The 20,425-nt window shown below is 73.4% G+C and carries 21 protein-coding genes and 4 pseudogenes; 15 read left to right on the forward strand and 10 right to left on the reverse strand.

Features of this window, described 5'->3' with window-relative positions; genetic code table 11:
- Positions 1–74: 74 nt before the first annotated feature.
- Positions 75–527 (reverse strand): GNAT family N-acetyltransferase, encoded by a 453-nt coding sequence (locus VE614_RS25220; RefSeq protein WP_324941475.1) that lies wholly within the window; start codon positions 525–527, stop codon positions 75–77.
- A gap of 360 nt (positions 528–887) precedes the next feature.
- On the opposite strand from VE614_RS25220, the gene VE614_RS25225 reads away from it, so the two are divergent.
- Positions 888–1,178 carry a hypothetical protein gene (locus tag VE614_RS25225; RefSeq protein WP_324941478.1) on the forward strand — a complete coding sequence of 97 codons (291 nt, stop codon included), beginning with the start codon at positions 888–890 and terminating at the stop codon, positions 1,176–1,178.
- Between the two features lie 261 nt (positions 1,179–1,439).
- A complete protein-coding gene (locus VE614_RS25230) occupies positions 1,440–1,952 on the forward strand; it encodes an N-acetyltransferase (RefSeq protein WP_324941481.1) in 513 nt (170 codons plus the stop codon).
- Between the two features lie 153 nt (positions 1,953–2,105).
- Here the strand turns inward: VE614_RS25230 and VE614_RS25235 are convergent.
- The 5 genes and pseudogenes from VE614_RS25235 to VE614_RS25255 all read right to left on the reverse strand — a co-directional run.
- Positions 2,106–2,323: pseudogene (locus VE614_RS25235) on the reverse strand (hypothetical protein); the annotation flags it as partial.
- 58 nt (positions 2,324–2,381) lie between these two features.
- Positions 2,382–3,818 (reverse strand): cytochrome P450, encoded by a 1,437-nt coding sequence (locus VE614_RS25240; protein ID WP_324941484.1) that lies wholly within the window; start codon positions 3,816–3,818, stop codon positions 2,382–2,384.
- 453 nt (positions 3,819–4,271) lie between these two features.
- Positions 4,272–5,378 (reverse strand): hypothetical protein, encoded by a 1,107-nt coding sequence (locus tag VE614_RS25245; protein WP_324941488.1) that lies wholly within the window; start codon positions 5,376–5,378, stop codon positions 4,272–4,274.
- 216 nt (positions 5,379–5,594) lie between these two features.
- Positions 5,595–6,914, reverse strand: coding sequence for a phytase (locus tag VE614_RS25250; RefSeq protein ID WP_324941491.1), 1,320 nt, complete (start codon positions 6,912–6,914; stop codon positions 5,595–5,597).
- A 141-nt stretch (positions 6,915–7,055) separates the two neighbouring features.
- Positions 7,056–7,346, reverse strand: coding sequence for a helix-turn-helix transcriptional regulator (locus VE614_RS25255; protein ID WP_324941496.1), 291 nt, complete (start codon positions 7,344–7,346; stop codon positions 7,056–7,058).
- A 339-nt stretch (positions 7,347–7,685) separates the two neighbouring features.
- Between VE614_RS25255 and VE614_RS25260 the strand changes: the two genes are divergently transcribed.
- The 3 genes from VE614_RS25260 (at position 7,686) to VE614_RS25270 (ending at position 11,561) form a co-directional block, all read left to right on the forward strand.
- On the forward strand, positions 7,686–9,245 hold the full coding sequence (locus VE614_RS25260; protein ID WP_324941499.1) for an APC family permease: 1,560 nt from the start codon (positions 7,686–7,688) through the stop codon (positions 9,243–9,245).
- A 344-nt stretch (positions 9,246–9,589) separates the two neighbouring features.
- On the forward strand, positions 9,590–10,636 hold the full coding sequence (locus tag VE614_RS25265) for a YihY/virulence factor BrkB family protein (RefSeq protein ID WP_324941502.1): 1,047 nt from the start codon (positions 9,590–9,592) through the stop codon (positions 10,634–10,636).
- A 151-nt stretch (positions 10,637–10,787) separates the two neighbouring features.
- Entirely contained in the window at positions 10,788–11,561 is a 774-nt protein-coding gene (locus VE614_RS25270; RefSeq protein WP_414719646.1) for a carbonic anhydrase, read from the forward strand.
- Between the two features lie 96 nt (positions 11,562–11,657).
- Here the strand turns inward: VE614_RS25270 and VE614_RS25275 are convergent.
- A pseudogene (locus tag VE614_RS25275) lies at positions 11,658–11,834 on the reverse strand (tripartite tricarboxylate transporter permease); the annotation flags it as partial.
- A gap of 152 nt (positions 11,835–11,986) precedes the next feature.
- Between VE614_RS25275 and VE614_RS25280 the strand changes: the two are divergent.
- The 6 genes and pseudogenes from VE614_RS25280 (at position 11,987) to VE614_RS25305 (ending at position 15,671) form a co-directional block, all read left to right on the forward strand.
- Positions 11,987–12,575: pseudogene (locus VE614_RS25280) on the forward strand (TetR/AcrR family transcriptional regulator).
- Between the two features lie 26 nt (positions 12,576–12,601).
- A pseudogene (locus VE614_RS25285) lies at positions 12,602–13,177 on the forward strand (lipase); the annotation flags it as partial.
- Positions 13,178–13,368: 191 nt separating this feature from the next.
- The gene (locus VE614_RS25290; protein WP_324941505.1) at positions 13,369–13,938 is read left to right on the forward strand and encodes a quercetin 2,3-dioxygenase; all 570 of its coding nucleotides are present in this window, start codon (positions 13,369–13,371) and stop codon (positions 13,936–13,938) included.
- Complete coding sequence (locus tag VE614_RS25295) at positions 13,935–14,084, forward strand: DUF1427 family protein (RefSeq protein ID WP_324941508.1); 150 nt, start codon at positions 13,935–13,937, stop codon at positions 14,082–14,084. The genes VE614_RS25290 and VE614_RS25295 overlap by 4 nt, the downstream gene beginning before the upstream one ends.
- A complete protein-coding gene (locus VE614_RS25300; protein ID WP_324941511.1) occupies positions 14,081–14,998 on the forward strand; it encodes a MarR family transcriptional regulator in 918 nt (305 codons plus the stop codon). Before VE614_RS25295 ends, VE614_RS25300 begins: the two co-directional genes overlap by 4 nt.
- Positions 14,999–15,224: 226 nt before the next feature.
- Positions 15,225–15,671 carry a hypothetical protein gene (locus VE614_RS25305; protein ID WP_324942002.1) on the forward strand — a complete coding sequence of 149 codons (447 nt, stop codon included), beginning with the start codon at positions 15,225–15,227 and terminating at the stop codon, positions 15,669–15,671.
- 11 nt (positions 15,672–15,682) lie between these two features.
- Here the strand turns inward: VE614_RS25305 and VE614_RS25310 are convergent, their stop codons facing one another.
- Complete coding sequence (locus VE614_RS25310; protein ID WP_324941514.1) at positions 15,683–16,207, reverse strand: hypothetical protein; 525 nt, start codon at positions 16,205–16,207, stop codon at positions 15,683–15,685.
- 226 nt (positions 16,208–16,433) lie between these two features.
- The gene (locus VE614_RS25315; protein ID WP_324941517.1) at positions 16,434–16,889 is read right to left on the reverse strand and encodes a flavodoxin family protein; all 456 of its coding nucleotides are present in this window, start codon (positions 16,887–16,889) and stop codon (positions 16,434–16,436) included.
- Positions 16,890–16,966: 77 nt separating this feature from the next.
- Here VE614_RS25315 and VE614_RS25320 point away from each other — a divergent pair, with 77 nt between their 5' ends.
- Positions 16,967–17,602, forward strand: coding sequence for a class I SAM-dependent methyltransferase (locus VE614_RS25320; RefSeq protein WP_324941520.1), 636 nt, complete (start codon positions 16,967–16,969; stop codon positions 17,600–17,602).
- 50 nt (positions 17,603–17,652) lie between these two features.
- On the forward strand, positions 17,653–18,543 hold the full coding sequence (locus VE614_RS25325) for an arginase family protein (protein ID WP_324941523.1): 891 nt from the start codon (positions 17,653–17,655) through the stop codon (positions 18,541–18,543).
- Between the two features lie 34 nt (positions 18,544–18,577).
- Here the strand turns inward: VE614_RS25325 and VE614_RS25330 are convergent, their stop codons facing one another.
- Complete coding sequence (locus VE614_RS25330; RefSeq protein WP_324941526.1) at positions 18,578–18,985, reverse strand: four-helix bundle copper-binding protein; 408 nt, start codon at positions 18,983–18,985, stop codon at positions 18,578–18,580.
- A gap of 155 nt (positions 18,986–19,140) precedes the next feature.
- Between VE614_RS25330 and VE614_RS25335 the strand changes: the two genes are divergently transcribed.
- Positions 19,141–19,608, forward strand: a complete 468-nt coding sequence (locus tag VE614_RS25335; RefSeq protein ID WP_324941528.1) for a hypothetical protein — start codon at positions 19,141–19,143, stop codon at positions 19,606–19,608.
- 106 nt (positions 19,609–19,714) lie between these two features.
- Positions 19,715–20,392, forward strand: coding sequence for a DUF305 domain-containing protein (locus VE614_RS25340; RefSeq protein ID WP_324941531.1), 678 nt, complete (start codon positions 19,715–19,717; stop codon positions 20,390–20,392).
- The last annotated feature ends 33 nt before the right edge of the window (positions 20,393–20,425 follow it).

Below are 20,425 nucleotides of genomic sequence, written 5' to 3' on the forward strand. Positions count from 1 at the left end.
TGCGACGCAGGTGCCGCGCGGCTCCAGTGCAACGGTTGTGTTGCGACGAGCCGTGCAGCCGCCCGTCACCGCTGTCAGCGGACCGGGGGCAGCTCCCGTTCGAGGACCACCATGGTGCGGCCGGGGCCGTCGTAGTCCTCCACGATCCGCGCCTCGAAGCCGAGGGCGCGGTGGAAGGCGACGGAACCGGTGTTCCCCACGGACGTGATGGCCTTCATCCGCCGTGCGCCCTGCCGCCGCGCGGCCCGCTCGAACTCCGCGTAGAGACGCCGCCCGAGCCCCACGCCCCGGCTGTCGTCCCGGGTGGCGACGAGATGCGTGTAGCCGGTCGCGTCGGGAGTGACGAAGCCGATCAGGTACCCGCGGATGCCGTCACCGGCGCGCGCCGCCAGACAGGTGGCGGGGAACTCCTGCACCAGCGCGACGAGGTGGAGCGACCGGAGGTCGCGTTCACCCCAGTAACGGGAGTGCTCCGCCAGGACCAGGTGGAGGTCGGCAGGCCGGGCCTGGGTGATCTCTATGTCCATGGGACGATCATGGCAGCTGCCGCTGGGCGCCCGGTGAGTGAGACGTGGTCAGGTCCCCGGCGGGCGTCCACCCCACAGGAATGCCGGGGGCCCACCGTCGTCCCCTCGCGCTCCGCTGGGCCCCGCACACCCACGCGGGGGCCGCGACCCTCGCACCCGGTGGCGGGGGCGCCACCACGCTCGCGAGCCCCTCGCCCGTCTGCGCCCTGCACCCTCAGGTTGTCCGCCCTCCCCCGGCGCCCGCCCGGAGGTGAGGCGGCCCCCGGACGCCACCCCGCGCACGCGGGGGCGCCAGGAGTGCCTTTCGCGCCGTCCGTGTCGAGGCCGGGGCCCGACCGTTTTCGCCCATAGGATCCCGGCGTGGCACACACCATCGACGAGCTCGTGGAACTCCAGCGCGCGGCCGACGCGGCACAGGCCGAGCTGCAGCGCGTCCAGAAAGCCTTCGGCAAGCCCACCGAGGGCCGTTGGGCCGCCGAGCAGCACACCGAGTGGGAGACGGCCTGGCGGGCCTGGAGCGATCTCTCCCGCCAGGTGCAACTGGCCGTCACCGAGCACGCGGAGGCAGAGGGCACGCCGCGGAGCGAGGTCGAGGCGGAGGTACGGCGCAGGTCCCGGCACCAGGAGCCGGACCAGCCCGGCGGGGAGTGACCGTCCGCGCGCCCCGGCGCCCCGGGAAGAGCCTCTTGGCGTGTGGAGTGAGGTTCTGTACCGTGGGGCCGTTCGTGTCGATCAGGACGAGGAAAGCAGGGAGGTGAGGTTGATGACCGCGTTCGAGGCCACCGCGTCCGGCGCCCGGGTCCCCCTCACGTCCCGGGTCGTGGCCTGACCTCGTCCCGTCCGTCCTCGCCGGGAGCGTGAGCTCGCGAGGACCCTCACACGAACCTTCCACGGAACGGATCCGTACCTGCCATGAGCGACATCTGGACCACCCGCGCCGAGACCCCCGGCGACAGCACCGCCATCCGTGAGATCCTCCTCGCCGCCTTCCCGACGGCGGAAGAGGCCGACCTGGTGGACGCGCTGCGCGCCGACCCGGCCGCGTGGATCGACGGGCTGTCGATCGTCGCGGCGGACGGGAGCGGACAGCTCGCCGGTCACGCGCTGCTGACCCGCTGCCACATCGGCGAGGTCCCGGCCCTGTGCCTGGGCCCCTGCGCCGTGCGGCCCGAGCGGCAGCGGAGCGGAGCCGGCTCGGCCGCCGTCCGCGCCGCCCTCCAGGCGGCCACCGAGGCGGGCGAGCGGTACGTCGTCGTCCTGGGGCACCCGACGTACTACCCCCGGTTCGGCTTCACCCGTGCCTCCGCCTACGGGATCGAGCTGAGCATCGACGTCCCGGACGAGGCTCTCATGGCCCTCGCCCTCGACGCGGGGCACTCGCTGCCGGGCGGCACCGTCCGCTACGCCGCCGCGTTCGGGATCTGACGGGCCCGCCGGGCGGGGACGCGTCGGTGTCCCCGCCCGGCACCCCCGAGGGCCGCTGCCCTGCGCGTCGCGCAGCACCCGGCCATCGGTTCACGGCCGCCCGTGCGCGAACCGCCGCCACTGCCCCGCCCCCGTCGCAGCGCTGCCGCGCCGTCACGGCGGGCGGGGTACCTGGCCGGCCACGTCGAGGGCGATCGCGGGGCCAGCCGGTCGGTCGACTTCCGGCACTGCGTCGTCGGGCTCGGCCTCGCCGCCGAGCAGCGGGGAGGTTATGCGGTTGTCCAGCTCCGCCCGGGTGCCGCGACCCAACGGGCGGGCCCGAACCCAAGCTGGTACCCATGGGCCACCAGCGGCTTCTTCGCCGCCTCACTGAACCGCCTGAACCGTCTGCACCGCTGAGCCGTCTGCACCGGGTGAGCGGAGATCTTCTCAGCCGGCGGCGACCTGGCGCTCGCCGCCGGGCCGGGCACCCTCGCCGCGCGCGTGGAAAACCAGCGCCAGGTGGTCCGGCTTGACCGTGACCACGGCCTGGGGGCGGGGTGGGCGGGAGGCGAGGGTGATGCGCGGCCAGGTTCGCAGGACCGTCGCGAGGATGATCTGGAGTTCGGCCCAGGCGAAGTTCTCGCCGATGCATTTGCGGCGGCCGTCGCCGAACGCGAGGAAGGATCCGCGGGTGGCCGGGGCGCGTTCGGGGGTCCAGCGGTCCGGGTCGAAGGTGTCCGCGTCGGGGAAGTGGGCGGGGTCGTGCTGATGGAGGTAGGGGCTCCAGACGACGTCGGCGCCGGCGGGGATGCGATGGCCGCCGAGGTCCATGTCCTGGGTGGCGGTGCGGGTCACCATCCACGCGGGTCCGTACTTGCGGATCGCCTCCTGCAACACCCGCCGGGCGTACGGCAGTTTCTCGAGGTCGTCGTAGCGCAGGGGCCGGTCCCCGCAGACGGCGTCGAGTTCGGCGCGCAGCCGGTCCTCGACCTCGGGGTTCCGGGTGATCTCGTACAGGGTCCAGGCGAGGGTCGTCCCGGTGGTCTCGATCGCGCCCGTGAGCAGGGTGATCGCCTCGTCCTGCAACTGCTGCCGGGTCAGCGGGTCCTCGGCGTTGAGGAGGGTGCTGAAGAGGCCGTCCGCCTCGTCGGCGGTGCGGGCGGCGGCGTGCGGGCAGCCCGCCGCCGCGGCGTCCGCCACCACGCCGGGGGGCGGTGCCGAACGGTGGTCGATGGCCTGGTCGATCAGGGCGCGCAGCCGGGTGACACGGCGGGCGTGGGCGCGGTTGGCGGGCAGCGGCAGCTTGGTGATCCAGGAAGGGAGGACGGTCTGGCGGATGGTGCCCTTCATGATGGCGGGCATCAGGGCGGTGAACTCGGTCCGCAGGTGCGGGGGCAGGTCCGTGCCGAACAGGGCGACGAGGAAGGCGGCGAGGGTGATGTCGTTCATGTCCGCGTAGACGTCGCGGGGCCGGTCCGCCGGCCAGGCGGCGACCGTCTCGCGCACCTGGGCGATCATCGCCTCGCCGCGGGTGGCGATGTGCGCCTTGTTGAACATCGGCTGCATCAGCCGCCGGTTGCGCAGATGGGTGTCGCCGTCGGCGACCGTGGCCAGTCCGTCACCGAAGAACACCCGCAGCGCGTCGATGATCTTGCCGCCCTTGGTGTAGTGGGCGGCGTCGGTCACCAGCACCCGCCGGGTGAGCGCGGGGTCGGTGACCACGTAGGCGGCTGTGGGGCCTATGTTGATGCGCACGACGCTGCCGTGCTCCCGCAGCGAGGTCATGAACGGCAGCGGGGTGCGCGCCAGGTGGTGGGCGTGGCCGATCAGGGGGAGGCCGCCCGGTGCTGTCGGTGTGGGGGTGGGGGATGCCTGAGTGCTCACAGTGCTCGGCGCTCCTGTAGTGGGGGCTGGGTGCGGTGCGGCCGATGCATTCCCAGGACCCACGGTGTCGATGCGGGACCCCGGTGATCACTGCGTCACACCGGAGGCCGTGATCGCCGGCCCCTCAGGACGGCAAGGGCGCCGTCGCCCGGGCGACCCCGTACGTGGCCGTGAGCGGTCCGTCCCCGCCTCCTTGACCTCGGCCTTGGCCGAGTTCCTACGGTGCGGCCATGGAGCTGGGGCGGACGTTCGCCCTCGACGCGACCGCGCTCGGTCCGGGCCCGGCGCAGACCGGCGCGTTCGCGGACCCGGCGCCGGTGCGGCGGCTCGGCCTGGACGCCACCCGCCGGCCGCTCCACGTCCTGCTCGCCGGCCGTCCCAGCCCGCACCCGCTGCACGCCCCGCCGCCCGCGCGGCTCCCGGCCTTCCGCAGCACGGCCCTCTGCTCCGGCGTCAGTACTCTCGGGCGAGGGCCCAGACGTGCAGCCGGGACTCCTCGGTCGTGTACCAGGTGCCGTCGCCGAGCGCGGTGGGGACACCGGACACCGGGAAGGGGTAGGCGATCTCCTCGGGCGGGCGGGCCGGCGAGGTACGGAGCAGCCAGTGCCGGCCGGCCCCCCACTCCTCGTCGCTCTCGACGGTGCCGGTGACGAGGGTGGTCTCGTCGAGGAAGCCGCCCGCCCAGTCCCAGAACGTCCGGCTCTCGTCGTCGTCGGGGTCGACGTCGGGATGGGGCGGTACGGCGGTCTCGGCGTCCCACCGGTCCAGGACGGAGCCGTCCCCGGTGCGGTGCACGGCAAGGGTGCCCTGGTCGTGGTCGACGGTCAGCAGGCGGTCGCCGGACGGGCTCACGCCGATCAGGACGAGGTCCTGGTCGGCGAAGTGCTCCACCGTCAGACGCTCGCCGTCCCAGCGTCCCCAGCGCAGCGGTGCTCCGTCCTGGCCCTCGCCGATGGTCAGCCCCATCTGGCGCGGATCCGGGTGGGGCACGTGCACGCTGCCGGCGGCCGCCGCCCGGGCGTCGGCCCGGGCCAGCACCCGCCCGTCGCGGGCGTCGAGCACCAGCCACTCGTCCACTGTCTCGGAGTCGAGTTCCCCTTCGGGCAGCGGACCGCGGACGTGTGCCCAGACCAGCCGGCCGTCGGGCGAGAAGGCCGCGGACCCACCGTCCGGGTAGCGGTGGTCCTGGTCGTCCGCGTACTCCTCGAAGGACCGGTGCGTCTCCCGGCAGGCGCCGTACCAGCAGCCGTGCCGGACCTCCCATCGCACCGCGCCCGCCGGGTCGACGGCGCGCACCGCGTGTACGCCCGTGAAGACGGCCAGGTCGCCGTCGGGGGCCACGGCGAACGAGCCGAACCGGCGCGGCCACGGCGCGGGGAAGCGGCGGACGGGACCGCCCGTCGCGCGGAAGGCGCTGTCGAGCCGGTGGACGACGAGGGCGCTGTCGTCGCGTTGCACCAGCGCGCTGCCTCCGGCCCGCGCGAGGAGTTCCAGGGAGCCTCGCGGGCCGGGAACCGGGGCCCGCAGTGTGGTGACGAGTCGGGTGGACGAGGACGGCACGTGGCTCTCCCGGGGTGCGGTGCGGACTCGGCGCACCCTAAGACATGCCACCGACAACCGGCCGCGCCGGGGCGTTCACCTGAGCGGTGCCGTGCGGGGTGGTGGCGTCCTCGCCGGCGTCGATGTGGTTCGCAAACCGTCGGCGGGGGCGGAACGGGGTACGGCCGCCGGGCACGAGCGGCACCCGGCGGCCGTACGGATACGGCGGAGCGGACCTCACATGCCGGCGGCGTCCACCACGTCGCCGAGGTCGACGAACTTGAAGCCGGTCGCGGTGCGGGTGCCGCCCTCGCCGTCCGGGACCTCGGGGGTCTCGTGGCCGTCCTGGACGACCAGCAGGCCGTTCGGGTAGCGGCTGCCGAGCGGGGCGTTGAGGACGGCGGCGCCGTCGCACTCCTCCGAGCCGTCGAGGACCGCCGAGGCGGCGCCGACGCGGAAGCCGCCCTCGTACTCGTTGTCCTCGCTCACCTCGCGGTCGTACAGGGCGAAGGTGTCGTCACCCTGGCTGGAGGCGAGGAGGTAGCCGTCGCCGTCGGGCTCCTGGAACAGGGTCAGGCCCTCGACGTCCGCGGACAGGCGCTCGCCGCCGTAGCCGGGGTCCGCGCCGGCCGTGCACTCCTCGGTCGCCTCGTCGTAGACGCCGGGAACACCGAACTCACGGACCTTGTCGACCAGGACCGGCTTGGTGGTGAGGTCGGCGCGCACGCGCCAGATGCCGATGTCCTCCTGACCGGCGTAGAGCGTGCCGGTCGCCGGGTCCACCACCATGCCCTCGACCTGGGGGAGTTCACCGGGCTCCGCGCAGGGGGACCAGGTGGTGCCGTTCGGCAGGCGGAAGGAGGAGGGAAGGTCCAGGGTGCGGACCGTGCGGTAGCCGACCGTGCCGCCGGCGGCCGGGGTCAGCTCGACGAGCGCGACGCGGGTGCGTTCGCGCCGGCTGACCAGGGCGTAGGTGCGGCCGGTGGCCCTGTCCTGCCAGGTGGCGAGGCCGTACGCGGTGCGCTGGTCGTTGATCTCGGCCTGGTCGGCGGAGAACACCGGGGCGGCGGCCGGGGCGGTGATGTCGGTCAGCGGCGCGCCGGGCCGGGTGGGATCGATGCGGTAGATCCGGAGGCGGTCGTTGCCGCGGTCGCTGACCACGGCCACGTCGGCGCGGCCGGTGGAGGTGCGCAGACCGGTGACGAGGTCGACGTTGTTGTAGCGGCCCGGGGCGTCGTCCTCGGCGGGCGGACGCGGGGCGGACAGCGACTGCACCAGGCGGGCGTCGAGGTCGTACACCCGCAGGCCGCCTTCCTTGGCGGTCGCGATGACGAGGCTGCGGTCGGGGTCGGCCGCGTTGCGCCAGATCGCCGGGTCGTCCGCGTCGGAGTTGCCGCCCGCCTCGTCGTCGTAGAGGGCGGGGGTCTCGCTCGTCGGGGTGACCGTCGGCAGGCCCGCGTCGTCGTCGGCCCCGGCGGGAGCGGCGGTCACGAGGGCGAGCAGGGTGGCGCCCAGAGCGAGGGTGGCGACCCTGCGCGGCGTGCGGTGCGTTCTCACAAGCGCTTCCTTCGTCGGTGTCGAGGACATGCCGATGGTGCGGGGAGAACCTTGCGTACAGGGGGCCGTGATCTGTACACGCGAGCACAAGGGATACGCCTGTACGTCAGCTGCCGTTAACGCAGGAGCCGCCGGGGCGGTTCAAGCCTGCGGTGCGGCTCCGCCGCGGCGGCCGGGCCGTCGGCGGCGTTCCTCCGGCAGCGCCTCGAAGGCCCGGGTCGGGCCGGCCATGAGGTCGAGTACGTCGACGCCGAAGTGCCCGGCGACGGCGTCGCAGTCGGCCAGGCTCCAGGCCGCGCTGCCGGACTGCCGACGACTGACCTGGGCCTGACTGACGCCCAGTGCGGCGGCGATGTCCGTCTGGGACTCGCCGGTGGCGTGCATCAACGCGGCCACGGCGGCCCGAACACGCTCCTCCAGAGTCATCCGCATAACGCGCAATGTATCACCCAGAAAGCATGTGCCATGCGTTTTACGAATGATGCCGGGCTCCAGAGCATCGCTTGACCGGACGTCAAATATCAGCCACGCTGAGCCTGTGACGCAGGTCACAGCGGAAGCTTTGGAACCGGGCATTCCGGGCCCGGCTGCGATTACCGAATATCGAACACCGGCTGTTTCGTTTTGAAAGAGAAGCTCCACGCCCTGAACGACCTTTGAATCGCAGGAAGTGAGCTGCGTCTCGCCCGTGAATGGCTGGATCATGAAGGCTCACACCCCTGAATGTCACGCACCGTTGGCGCGGAAACCGCAGCACTTAACGTCCTGTTCATGACTCAGCTGGACGCACGGCCCATGGCCGGAAACACAGGCGACGGGGGCCCCGCCGACGGCATGCGTGCCAAAGGCCTGAGCGGGAACTCCGTCGGGCTGCTCGGCAGCGCCGTGATCGGCGTCTCCACCGTGGCCCCGGTCTACTGCCTGACCTCGACCCTCGGGTCCACCGCCGGTGAGGTCGGTCTGCAGATGCCGGCGGTGTTCCTCGCGGGGTTCCTGCCCATGCTGCTGGTCGCCTTCGCCTACCGCGAGCTGAACAAGGTGATGCCGGACTGCGGCACCTCCTTCACCTGGACGGTGAAGGCGTTCGGCCCGAAGGTGGGCTGGATGTGCGGCTGGGGACTGGTGATCGCCACGATCATCGTGCTCTCCAACCTGGCCGGTGTGGCGACGTCGTACTTCTGGCTGCTCGCGGGGGAGATCACCGGCAGCGACGACGTGGCGGCGCTCGACGGGAACAAGGCGGTGCACATCGTCACCTGTCTCGCGCTCGTCGCCATCGCGACCGTGATCAGCTATCGCGGGATGACCGCGACCAAGGGCGTCCAGTACGCGCTGGTCGGGCTGCAGCTGGTGGTGCTCGCCGTCTTCGTGGCGATGGCCTTCGGCAAGGCCGGCAGCGCCGGCTTCCCGACCTCGACGGACTTCTCGTGGTCCTGGATGAACCCGTTCGCGGTGCAGTCGTTCGGCGCCTTCACCGCCGGCCTGTCCCTGTCGATCTTCATGTACTGGGGCTGGGACGCCTGTCTCACGGCCAACGAGGAGACCAGCGGCAGCACCAGGACCCCGGGCCGCGCGGCCCTCGTCGCCATGATCGTGCTGGTCGGCTCCTACCTGGCCACCGGTGTGGCCGCGCAGATGGTCGTCGGCTCCGGGGACAAGGGGCTCGGCCTGGCCAACCCCGACACCTCCGACAACGTCTTCGCCGCGCTGGCCGGCCCGGTGATGGGCCCGGCGCTGGGCGTCCTGCTCTTCGTGGCCGTCCTCGCCTCCGCCGCGGCGAGCCTTCAGACCACGTTCATCCCGGTGGCCCGTACGGTGCTGGCGATGTCGGCGTACGAGGCGCTGCCCGCGTCGTACTCCGAGGTCCACGAGCGATTCCGCACCCCCGGCCGCGCCACGGTGATGGCGGGCGTCGCGACCGGCGTGTTCTACACGGTGATGACCCTGGTCAGCGAGCACGTGCTGGTCGACACCATCTACGCGCTCGGCCTGATGATCTGCTTCTACTACGCCCTGACCGCTTTCGCCTGCGTCTGGTACTTCCGCGCCGAGGTGCTGCGCTCCGGCCGCGACCTGCTCTTCAAGGGCCTGTTCCCGCTGGTGGGCGGCCTGCTGCTGAGCGCGGTCTTCACCAAGACCCTGATCGACATGTGGGACCCGGCGTACGGCAGCGGCTCTTCGGTCTTCGGGATGGGCTCGGTGTTCGTGATCGGCGTGGGTCTGCTCCTCCTGGGCGTCGTGATCATGTACGCGATGCGCCGGCACAACCCCGCGTTCTTCCAGGGCAGGACCCTCACCCGGGCGACGCCTTCGCTGATCGCCGAGGACTGAGGACGGGCGAGCGGACGGACGCGTGGACGGCGGGACACCTGACGGGTGCCCCGCCGTCCACGCAGGTGCGCCGCGGTCCGCGCTCGGACCTGGTGGGTCGTGACCCACTGCCACGACCGGCACTCCCGCGCCCGGATGGCGATCCGCGCGAAGCGGCACCGCGACCGGCACGACGACCCCTTCTGCCCGAGTCCCGGCGGGACCGGTGGTTCGACGAACGCGAACGCAGGGCCACCGATCCCCGGAGCGACGGGATCGCCTCCGAATTCCACGACGACCGCTGGCTGGACACGGCGCGCACGCGGGAGTGAGTGAGCGGTGCGGCAGCGGGTTACTCGGAGGCCATGAAGCTGCATCTTCCCGGGCGCCCGGGGCACAGGGACCAGCGTGAGGACCGGAAGCCGGCTCCGGAGGAGGCCGGGCCCGGCCCGGAGGTGGAGCGGGCGGCTCCCGAGACACCGTCCAAGCTGCCGAAAGGTGCCTGGGGCGCGGTGCTCAAGGGCAGCGTCCGGGAGTTCAAGGACGACGAGCTCACCGACCGCGCCGCGGCCCTGACGTACTACGGGGTCCTGTCCCTCTTCCCCGCGCTGCTGGTGCTGGTCTCGCTGCTCGGCATCTCCGGCAGGTCCACCACGGACAAGGTGATGGAGAACCTGGAGCAGCTGGCCCCCGGCTCGGCCCGCGACATCATCACGCGCGCCGTCGAACAGCTCCAGGGCAACGCGGGGACCGGCTCCCTGATGGCGATCGTCGGCCTCGTCCTCGCGGTGTGGTCCGCGTCCGGATATGTGGCGGCGTTCATGCGCGCGGCGAACGCCGTCTACGACGTCCCGGAGGGGCGGCCGGTGTGGACGATCCTGCCGGTGCGTCTGGGGCTGACCGTGGCGCTGATGATCATGGCGGTGATCAGCGCGCTGATCGTGGTCTTCACCGGCGGCCTGGCCCGCCGGGCGGGTGACGTCCTTGGACTCGGCGACACCGCGCTCACGGTGTGGGCCATCGCCAAGTGGCCCGTCCTGGTGCTGCTGGTCACCCTCATGATCGCGCTGCTGTACTGGGCCAGCCCCAACGCCAGGGTGCGCGGCTGGCGGTGGATCACGCCGGGCAGCTTCCTCGCCCTGGTGATCTGGATGATCGCCTCCGGCGGGTTCGCCTTCTACGTCGCGAATTTCGCCTCGTACAACAAGACGTACGGGACCATGGCCGCCGTGATCATCTTCCTCGTCTGGCTGTGGATCACCAATCTGGCCATCCTGCTCGGTCTGGAGTTCGACGCCGAGACCGTCCGCCAGCGGGCCATCGCCGGGGGCCATCCGCCGGAGGAGGAGCCGTACACCGAGCCCCGCTCGACCCGCACCTGGGACGACGACAACCCGCCCGGCGAACGCTAGGGGGCGTCTCGTCGGGGTCGGGCCCCCCGCGCCAAGAGTTGCCCCGGTCCGCGCCAACAACTGCTCAACACCGGCCCATGAATCGCCCATGCCGGGCCATGATTCGGCAGCGCGGCCGAACAAGCGTCCCTTCGGGCATACGTTCCTCGCCGTGAAACTCGATGACACTCCGCCGGGAGCCGCCGACGAGGCGGCTCCCGCGCGCCGCTCGTTGCTGCGCGCCGCCGTGACCGGTGCCGCCATGACCGGTGCCGCCATGACCGGTGCCGTTGCAGCCGGCTCCGGACTCGTCCTGGACGTCTCCCCCGCTGCCGCCGCCCCGCCCACCGGGCGGCCCCGGCCCACCACCGCGCCGCAGGCGCTGCGCGAGCTGGCCGCCGGGAACCAGCGCTGGCGCACCTACCGGGAGCGGCACCCGGACGAGACCCCGGACGTGCGGCAGGCGCTGACCTCGGGCCAGCACCCGTTCGCGCTGGTGCTCGGCTGTGTCGACTCCCGGGTGCCGCCCGAGCTGGTCTTCGACCAGGGGCTGGGCGATCTGCTCACCGTGCGCAGCGCCGGGGAGGTGCTCGACGAGGCGGTGCTCGGCAGCATCGCGTACGGTGTCCTGGAGCTGGCGATACCGCTGGTCGTGGTGCTGGGCCATCAGTCCTGCGGGGCCGTACGGGCCGCCGTCGAGGCGGACAGGTCCGGTGGGCGGCTGCCCGCGCACATCCAGTACCTGGCCGATCAGATAGCTCCGGCCATCGACCGGAGCGCGCAGGGCGACGCCCGCGTGGACGCGACGATCGACGCCCACGTGCGGCTCGTGCGGTCCCGGCTCGCGTCGGAGCCGGATCTCGCCGAGCGGGTGGCGGACGGGCGGCTGGCGATCGTCGGCGCGCGGTACGAGCTGACCAGCCAGCTGGTGCGTCGCCTGGCCTGAAGCGGCGCCAGGGCGTTCACGCGGCGGCGCCGAGGCGTCCGCCCGATCCGCACGGGCCTCCCTGTCCTCCCTGTCCTCCCAGTCCTCCCGGCGCCCCAGCCGTCGCAGCAGCGGCCAGGCCGGCAGTACGGCGGTCACCGCGTACACCGTCATCGCGAACGGGGTGCCGACCAGGCCCGTGGCGCTGCCGTCGCTGATCTGGAGGGCGCGGCGCAGTTGCTGCTCGGCGTTCGGGCCGAGGATGGCGCCGATGACGACGGGCAGGACCGGCAACGTGCGACAGGAAGGTGGGGATCTCCGCCCCGCCCGCCGGGATGGCGCCGAACGGCGGGAGGAGCCCAGCACCGAGGTGACGGCGATCCAGGACTCGTCCGGTCAGCCAGAAGTAATGCACTTAGTTTGGCCGGAGCGGCAGGAGGAGGCCCATGACACGCGCGGGACTGACCACCGAGCGGCTGGTCCGGGCGGGCGCCGAGCTGGCCGACGAGGCCGGCTTCGACCAGGTGACCCTCTCGGCGCTCGCCCGGAGGTTCGACGTCAAGGTCGCAAGCCTGTACTCCCACCTGAAGAACTCGCAGGACCTGCGGACCGGCATCGCCCTGCTGGCCCTGGAGGAGCTCGCCGACCGCGCCGCGGACGCGCTGGCCGGGCGGTCCGGCAAGGACGCGCTGACCGCGTTCGCGAACGTCTACCGCGACTACGCCCGGGCACACCCCGGCCGCTACGCCGCGGCCCGGCTGCGCCTCGACCCGGAGACGGCGGCGGCGAGCGCGGGCGTCCGGCACGCCCGGATGACCCGGGCGATCCTGCGCGGCTACGACCTGACGGAACCGGACCAGACCCATGCCGTCCGCATGCTGGGCAGCGTGTTCCACGGCTACGTCAGCCTGGAGCTGAGCGGCGGGTTCAGCCACAGCGAACCCGACCCCGACGAGACCTGGTCCCGGGTCCGAGACCTGGTCCCGGGTCCTCGACGCCCTGGACGCCCTGCTGCGCAACTGGCCCGCGCGCTGACCCCGAACCCCTCACCGGCGGAGCTCATGAACACCCCCTGGACCACCACTCCCCTCACCGCGGACCTGGTGCGCGGCGCCCTGGACCTGGAGCGCACCGCGCACGGACTCCTGCCGCACCGGCTGCCCGCCCGGGCCCGCGCGCAGTACACCGACCCTCAGCTCGCCATGGCGGAGTCCCAGCCCTCCGGCGTACGGCTGGCCTTCCGCACCCGCGCCACCGCCGTGGAGCTGGACACCCTGCCCACCAAGCGGGTCTACGTGGGCGCCCCGCCGCGCCCGGACGGTGTCTACGACCTGCTCGTGGACGGCGAGTTGACGCAGCAGGCCACCGCGGCCGGCGGTAACACCCTGACCATCGACATGACCACCGGCTCCTTCGAGTCCCGGACCGGACCGGCCGGCACCGTCCGCTTCGACGGGCTGCCCGGCCGGGTCAAGGTCGTCGAGATCTGGCTGCCGCACCACGAGACCACCGAACTCGTCGCGCTGCGCACCGACGCCCCGGTCGAGCCCGTCCCGGCCGACCCGGGCCGCCCGGTGTGGCTGCACCACGGCAGTTCCATCAGCCACGGTTCCGACGCCGCGAGCCCCCCCATCACCGGATGGGCGAACGGTTCGCCCGGCTGGTGTTCGGCGACGGCGGGGCCTTCGCCGGCGCCTGAGTCCTCCCAGCGGGGCCGCGCATTCCCTGGTTCCGCCCGCGCGGGGCCGGGCACTGCGCGGGCGGATCCGCCTCTTGACGCGACCTCAATGTCAGGTAACCTGACATTCATTGTCGCAGGAGGTTCCGCATGACCATCGAGTACGCCACTCCGTACCGGTCCCGCTCGTTCATCCCGCCCGAGCCGGGCAAGCCGTACTTCATCGAGAAGGGACTCGGCGACCGGGCCCACCTCTTCGGCGACCTGGTCACGGTCTACGCGGGCGGCGAACAGACGGAGAACACCTTCAACTTCTTCACCGTGGAAGGCCCCAAGGGCAATCTCGTCCCGGCCCACTCGCACCCCGACACCCACGAGGTCTTCTACGTCGCCCAGGGCGCCGTGCGCCTGTTCGTCGAGGACCTGGAGGGCGAGCAGCAGGAACGCCTGCTCACCCCGGGCGACTTCGGCTTCGTACCGAAGAACTGCCCGCACTCCTACCGCATGGAGCGGCACCACTCGCTCGTCGTCGGCGTGGCCGCCGGGCCGGGCGGCACCTTCGAGCGGTTCTTCGAGACGCTGGGCACCCCGACCGACGAACTCGGGCTGCCCGCCCGGCCGTTCGTGCCCGAACCGGAGAAGTTCGCCACCGTGCCGCAGCGGTACGACGTGCGGTTCCTGCCCGGCCACCGGTGGCGCACCGGAGACGGGCAGCCATGACCTACGTCCAGGTGCTGCTGGCGGGCGCGCTGGTCGGGGTGGTCTACGGGGCCCTGCGCGTGGCGTCGCCCGCCCCTCCCCCGGTCGCCCTGTTCGGGCTGCTGGGCATGGTGGTGGGGCAGTCGGTGCTGGAGGCGGTGCTGTGAACCTCCCGCCCGCCGCGGCCCGGACGCCCACCGTGCGCGGCTGCGCCGTCTGGTACGCCCCCTCCGACCTCACCCGGCTCGCCGAGGACCGTCCCGCCGGTGCCTTCGACCCGGCCGACACCTCCTCCTTCGAGGCGCTGCTGATCGGCGCCGCGCTCACCGAAGCACCCGAACGGGCTCGCGCCGCCGGCCCGGTGAGCCGGGTGACGGCCACGGCGCCGCCCTTCCTCGTACCGCACGGCACCGCCGACACGATCGTGCCCTTCGCCCAGGGCGAGCGGCTGGTCCGCGCGCTGCGGGCGGCCGGCGGCCGGGTGGAGTTCCGGCCGGTCGAGGGCTGGCGACCATCTGTGGGTGGGACTGCCGGAGGAGGACGTCGAGCACTGCTTCTCCGCGACCCTCGACTTCGCGGCCCGGGCGGTAAGGGGATAATTCCCGCGTCCGCCGTTCTGTCGAGGCCCCGGGGAGCCATGAGTCACCGCGCCGCCAATCTGCCCCAACTGCTCGGTGAAGCCCGGCGCTGGTTCGAGGACGCGCTCTTCGCCAGCATGGAGGCCGCCGGGGAACAACCGGTGACCACCGCGCAGGCGTCCGTCTTCGCGATGCTCGACGCCGAGGGCACCACCGTCTCCGAACTGGCCCGGCGGATCGGCGTCACCCGCCAGACGGTCCATCAGGCCGTGCACGGACTGATCGGCATGGGGCTCCTGGAACAGGTCCCCGACCCCGGCTCGGCCCGCCGCCGGCTGATCCGCACCACCGCCGAGGGGCAGCGCGTCCACGAGCGGGCCCAGGCCGTGATCGCGCTCGTCGAGTCGGTGCTCGCCGAGCGCGTCGGCCGGGCCGGCGTCGACGCCGTACGGGCGGCGCTGACCGCCGACTGGGGTGAGCCGCCGCTCGTCGAGGCGCCCTGAGCACGTCGCCCCTCCGGCGTCCGGCCGGCCGGTCCGCGAACGTCACGGCGGCGGGATCACGCTTCCTTGACGCCGTGCTCCCGGCACGCCCGACCGTCGGCCACCCTCGACACGGTGGCGGAAGGAGCGGACCGATGAGCACTGCGTGTCGAGCAGGACCCTTGTCGCCGAGCCGTGCGGCGCGGCCACGGACCCGGACAAGGCCGCGGCCACGAGCACGGCCACGATCGGCGTCCTGGTCGTCGACGACGACTTCCGGGTGGCCGAGGTGCACCGCGCCCATGTCGACCGCGTCCGGCCGTTCCGGGTCCTGGGCGTCGCGGGCAGCGGCGAGGAGGCCGTCCGCGCCGTCGACGCCCTGCGTCCGGGCCTGGTCCTGCTCGGTCTCTACCTGCCGGACGTCGACCGGGTCCTCGCCGGGGCGGCGCCACCGGCACCGGTCGCCGGGACCCTGACGAAGGGCATGAGCGTGGCAACCGCCGAACTGGTGGAGGGCGCGCTGCGCGACGCGGACGGCACACTCTCCGCCGGCGAGTGCGCCGCGCTGACCGGCCTGTCCCGGGTCAGCGCCCGCCACTACCTGGAGCACTTCCGTACGACGGGCAGCGCCGAGGTGTCGCTGCGGTGCGGCGTGGCGGGACGGCCGGAGCGGCGGTACGGCTGGCGGGGCTGAACCGGCGCCGCTCAGGCGATGAGTGCCTGATCCGGTCCCAGCCGGTCCAGGAGGTGGTCCTGGTGCAGTTCCGCGACCGGGGCGAGCAGGTCGGGGTGGCGCAGCAGAGCCGCGGCCTGCCGATCGCGCACATCGGGTTCGATCAGGCGGCGGAACTCGACCGGCGTACTTCCCGGCGCGCCCTCGGTGACGGCGGTCACGGCCAGCCGGGCCAGCTCCGGATCGGTGAGCAGGCAGGCGGCCCAGCTCGCCACGACCTCGTCGACCCAGGTGCGCCAGGCGGTGTCCTCGGGCTCCGCGCCGCCCGCCGCGTCGGCGCCGGTGACCCAGTCCAGGCGGGCCGAGCCGCCGGGGCCGGCCAGGGTGACCAGCGCGGCGTCCGTCGGCGTCGGGTAGCGCAGCCAGGCCGCGACCGTGACCGCCTGCCGGGCCTGCGCCTCGCACAGGGCCGCGGCCAGGGCACCGCCGGTCGCCGGATAGGCGCGGGTGAGCCACTGGGCGGTCGCCGCGATGAGCGGGGAGAGATCTGTGAGCACTGGCGGGCCGTCCGAGCTGCCGGGGAACGGGGATGGGCGAAAAAGGTATCCCGGTGCCCGCGGTGAGGGACATGGCCGGCGCCTCGTCCGGGACGTGGCTTCGCCCACATTCGCCGGGTCATGGGGCCGGCGAGGCCAGCGGGGCGGGCGTGAGCCGGGTGCCGCAGGAGCAGCAGCGTGCGGGCGGCTCGGTGGGGCGAGCCGTGAGGGCGGGGCCGCGGGCGGCTCACCGGGGCATGAGGCCCGCCGCCACCGTCGCCCCCAGTTCCCAGCACGCCTCCAGGTCGGCCCTGCCGGGCTCGCCGGTCACGGTGACCGGCTCGGCCGCGCGGCGCCAGCCGAGGCCGGTCGTGATCGCCTCGATGCCCCGCACGGCTCCGGTGACATCGCTGCCGCCGTGCACGTAGTAGCCGAAGGGCCGGCCGCGGGTCTCGTCCAGGCACGGGTAGTAGACCTGGTCGAGGAAGTGCTTGAGCGCGCCGGACATGTAGCCGAGGTTCGCGGGCGTGCCCAGCAGACAGCCGTCGGCGGCGAGCACGTCGGACGCGGTGGCGGACAGGGCCGCGCGCCGCTCGACGCGGACGTCCTCGATCTCCGGGGCCGTCGCCCCGGCGAGGACGGCTTCGAGGATCGCCTGGCAGTTGGGCGAAGGTGTGTGATGCACGATCAGCAAGGTGGCCACGGCGGAACCCTAACCCCCGTTGTCACGCCGGTTCCCGGGTGGGACGATGCCCGCCACGACCAGCCGGAGGAGGCAGCGTGACCGACGGGGACCACCGCCCGGACGCCGCGGCGGTGTTCGACGCGCTCGGCACCACGTACGAGAAGGCGTTCGCGGGATCCGAGGCGCATCGGGCGTCGCTGGAGTGGCTGCTGGAACGGCTGGAGCCGGGCAGCAGGGTGCTGGACGTGGGCAGCGGGACGGGGCGGCCGACCGCCGAGACGCTCACGGGGGCGGGCCACCGGGTGCTGGGGGTGGACGTCTCACCGGTGATGGTGGAGCTGGCCGCGCGGCAGGTGCCCGACGCCGAGTTCCGGTGCGCCGACATCCGCCGGATGCCGCTCGCGGACGGCTCCTTCGACGCGGTCTGCGTGTACTTCTCGCTGCTCCAGATGTCCCGCGAGGAGCAGTCCGCCCTCGTCGCACGGCTGGCGCGGGCACTGCGGCCCGGCGGGCACACGGTGCTGGCGACGGTGCACCTCGACATCGAGGGCGCCGACGCCGTGTTCATGGGGCAGCCGGTCCGGGTGACCAGCTTCTCCGCAGGGGATTTCACCGCGCTGGCGGTGGCGGCGGGCCTGGAGGTGCTCCGCGCCGAGGAGACCGTCTTCACGCCCGCCCACCCCGAGGCCGTACCCGAGCCGCATCTGTTCCTGTACGCCCGGCGCGCCTGACACCGCCCGCGGCGGGACGATGGCCGTGACGCCAGGGAAAGGGTCCGGCCATGCGGGAGACGGCGATCGTGGAGGCCCCGTCCGTGCTCGGGCTGCGGCCGACCGGGGTGCAGGACCTGCCGGCAGCGCTGCTGGGCGCCGGGCTGGCGGCCCTTCCCGGTGCGGTGCGCGCCGGGCGGGTCGAGCCGCCGCTCTACGACGCCCGGCGGGACCCGTCGACCGGTGTGCTCAACGCGGCCGGCCTGGCGGAGTACGCCGTACGGCTCGCGGACGCGGTCGGCGCCGTCCTGGACGCCGGGCGCTTCCCGCTCGTCCTCGGCGGCGACTGCAGCATCCTGCTCGGCAACCTGCTCGCGCTGCGGCGCCGGGGACGGCACGGTCTGCTCTTCCTCGACGGCCACACCGACTTCTACCAGCCGTCGGCGGAGCCGGCCGGGGAGGCGGCCTCGATGGAGCTGGCCCTGGCCACGGGCCGCGGCCCCCGCCTCCTGACCGATCTCGAAGGGGGCGGGCCCCTGCTGCGGGACGAGGATGTCGCCGTGCTCGGCTTCCGTGACGCCGGCGAGTCCGCCGGGGCGGGCATGCAGCCGCTGCCGCCGGGGCTGTACGCGGTCGACCTGGACGGTGTGCGTGCCGTCGGCGCGGGGACGGCGGCGCGGCGGGCGCTCGCACGGCTCGCGCCCGTCCCGTACTGGGTGCATCTGGACGTCGACGTGCTCGACGACGCGCTGATGCCGGCCGTCGACTACCGGCTGCCCGGCGGGCTGTCGTGGGCCGAGCTGACGGAGGTGCTGCGCACGGCGCTCTCGGGCGGGCGGGCCGTCGGCCTCGATGTGACGATCTTCAATCCGCGGCTCGATCCGGACGGCGCCCTCGCGGCCCGCCTCGCGCGCTGCCTGCTCGACGGACTGGGCCGGGCCCCCGTGGGCGCGAGCGGCTGAGTACGGGCGGCGCGGTCGGCCGAGGGCCGCGCGCTCAGCCGAGGGCGCCGAGGAGTTCCTCGCACGCCTGCTGGCACGAGCGGCAGGCCCGCGCGCACAGGCGGCAGTGTTCGTGCTGGTCGGCGTGGGTGCCGCACTCGTCGGCGCAGGCCTTGCAGGCGATGGCGCACGCCTGGAGCATCGCGCGGGTGATGTTGGCGTCGTAGCCGGTGTGGCGGGACAGGACGGACGCCGTGGTGGTGCAGATGTCCGCGCAGTCCATATCGGTGCGGATGCACTTGGTCAGCTCGCCGACCATGCCCTCGGAGAGGCAGGCGTCCGCGCAGGCCGTACACGCCTGGGCGCAGGCGATGCACTCCTCGATGCACCGGGTGAGCTTGGCGCGGTCGACCTCGCCGAGGTCGGCCGGGTAGGTGGCGAGCATGTCCTCGACCGTGGTCATGGCCCTCTCCTCCAGATACCGGGGGGCAGTCGGACCCTTGCCGACTAGCCGCCGTCGGCCTGGGCAAACACGCGGGCTCCCCCCTTCACCGGCCGCGGGCTCGCCTCCGGATACCGTCTGGGGCAATGCCGGAACCGCGGAGAAGGGATGCGAGCGTGCGGGCGAGCCGGTGCGTGCGGACGGGAGGCGCCTTCGGGCAGCTGCTGCTCGTCGTCGTGCTCGCGCTCGGGGTGTTCGTGATGCACACCCTCGGGCATCCGGACGACTCGTCCGGCGCCACCTCGCACTCCGTGTCCCACGACCGGACGCCGGGGCACGCCTCGGCGGGCCACCCGTCGGACCCCTCGGACCCGCACCCGCCGGCCCCCTCGGACCCGCACCCTCCGGCCCCCTCGGACCCGGACCCGCCGGCCTCCCACGGGCCCGGCACGGCCATGGACATGGCCTCGCTGTGCCTGGCGGTCCTGCTCGGCGGGTGGGTGCTCGCCACGCTCCTGCGGGCCGCGTTCGCCCGGCGCCCGGAGTGGTCGGCCGAGCTGCCCGGCAGGATCACCGTCGTACGGCGCTCTCATCCCCCGCCGCACGGGCCCGATCTCACCCGGTTGTCGGTGCTGCGGCTGTAGGCCGACGCGCACGCGGGGGCGCACCCATGCGGCCCCCGCGATCTCGCGTACGCCGAAAGCGGCCTGCAGAACAGCAACAGAACCGACACACGAGGTGAGATCCACCATGACTGCCTTCACGCGCGCTCCGCGCCGCACGACCACGACCCTCCGCCACGGCGCCGCCGCGAGCCTGCTCACCGCCGGCGCCCTGCTCCTCACCGCCTGCGGCGGGGACGACATGAGCGGCATGGACCACGGCGGCGACAGCGCCGCCCCGTCCGCGACCGCGGAAGCCGGGGCCGGTGCAGGAGCCACGACCGGGACGGGGGACTTCAACGACGCCGACGTCACCTTCGCCCAGCTGATGATCCCGCACCACGAGCAGGCCCTGGAGATGGCCCGGCTCGCCGACGGCCGCGCCGCGGACGCCGGGATCGAGGACCTGGCCACGAGGATCGCGCGGGCCCAGGACCCCGAGATCCGGACCATGAAGGGCTGGCTGGAGTCCTGGGAGCAGCCGACGGCCGCGCCATCCCTGCCCGGCACGCACCACGGGGGCCACGGCGGTGGTGACGGCATGATGTCCGACACGGACATGGAGGAACTCGAGGGTCTGAAGGGCACCGCCTTCGACAAGGCGTTCGCCGAGATGATGATCGAGCACCACAACGGCGCGATCCGCATGGCCCGGGACGAGCGGAAGAAGGGCGAGAACGCCGCCGCCAGGAAGCTGGCCGGCGAGATCGTCACCGGCCAGACCGCCGAGGTGAAGCACCTGCGGGACATCCTCGACCGGCTCTGACCGACCGCGTCCCACCGGCCTGCCCGGGCCCGA

Origin of the sequence: Streptomyces sp. (assembly GCF_035645055.1) — a bacterium.
GTDB lineage: Bacteria > Actinomycetota > Actinomycetes > Streptomycetales > Streptomycetaceae > Streptomyces.

What these genes read in the sequence shown, in the direction of transcription:
- VE614_RS25325 (WP_324941523.1), top strand. Translation starts at nt 17,653, where the DNA reads ATGCGGGAGACGGCGATCGTGGAGGCCCCGTCCGTGCTCGGGCTGCGG.
- VE614_RS25220 (WP_324941475.1), bottom strand. Translation starts at nt 527, where the DNA reads ATGGACATAGAGATCACCCAGGCCCGGCCTGCCGACCTCCACCTGGTC.
- VE614_RS25330 (WP_324941526.1), bottom strand. Translation starts at nt 18,985, where the DNA reads ATGACCACGGTCGAGGACATGCTCGCCACCTACCCGGCCGACCTCGGC.
- VE614_RS25340 (WP_324941531.1), top strand. Translation starts at nt 19,715, where the DNA reads ATGACTGCCTTCACGCGCGCTCCGCGCCGCACGACCACGACCCTCCGC.
- VE614_RS25265 (WP_324941502.1), top strand. Translation starts at nt 9,590, where the DNA reads ATGAAGCTGCATCTTCCCGGGCGCCCGGGGCACAGGGACCAGCGTGAG.
- VE614_RS25230 (WP_324941481.1), top strand. Translation starts at nt 1,440, where the DNA reads ATGAGCGACATCTGGACCACCCGCGCCGAGACCCCCGGCGACAGCACC.
- VE614_RS25260 (WP_324941499.1), top strand. Translation starts at nt 7,686, where the DNA reads ATGACTCAGCTGGACGCACGGCCCATGGCCGGAAACACAGGCGACGGG.
- VE614_RS25295 (WP_324941508.1), top strand. Translation starts at nt 13,935, where the DNA reads ATGACCTACGTCCAGGTGCTGCTGGCGGGCGCGCTGGTCGGGGTGGTC.
- VE614_RS25290 (WP_324941505.1), top strand. Translation starts at nt 13,369, where the DNA reads ATGACCATCGAGTACGCCACTCCGTACCGGTCCCGCTCGTTCATCCCG.
- VE614_RS25255 (WP_324941496.1), bottom strand. Translation starts at nt 7,346, where the DNA reads ATGCGGATGACTCTGGAGGAGCGTGTTCGGGCCGCCGTGGCCGCGTTG.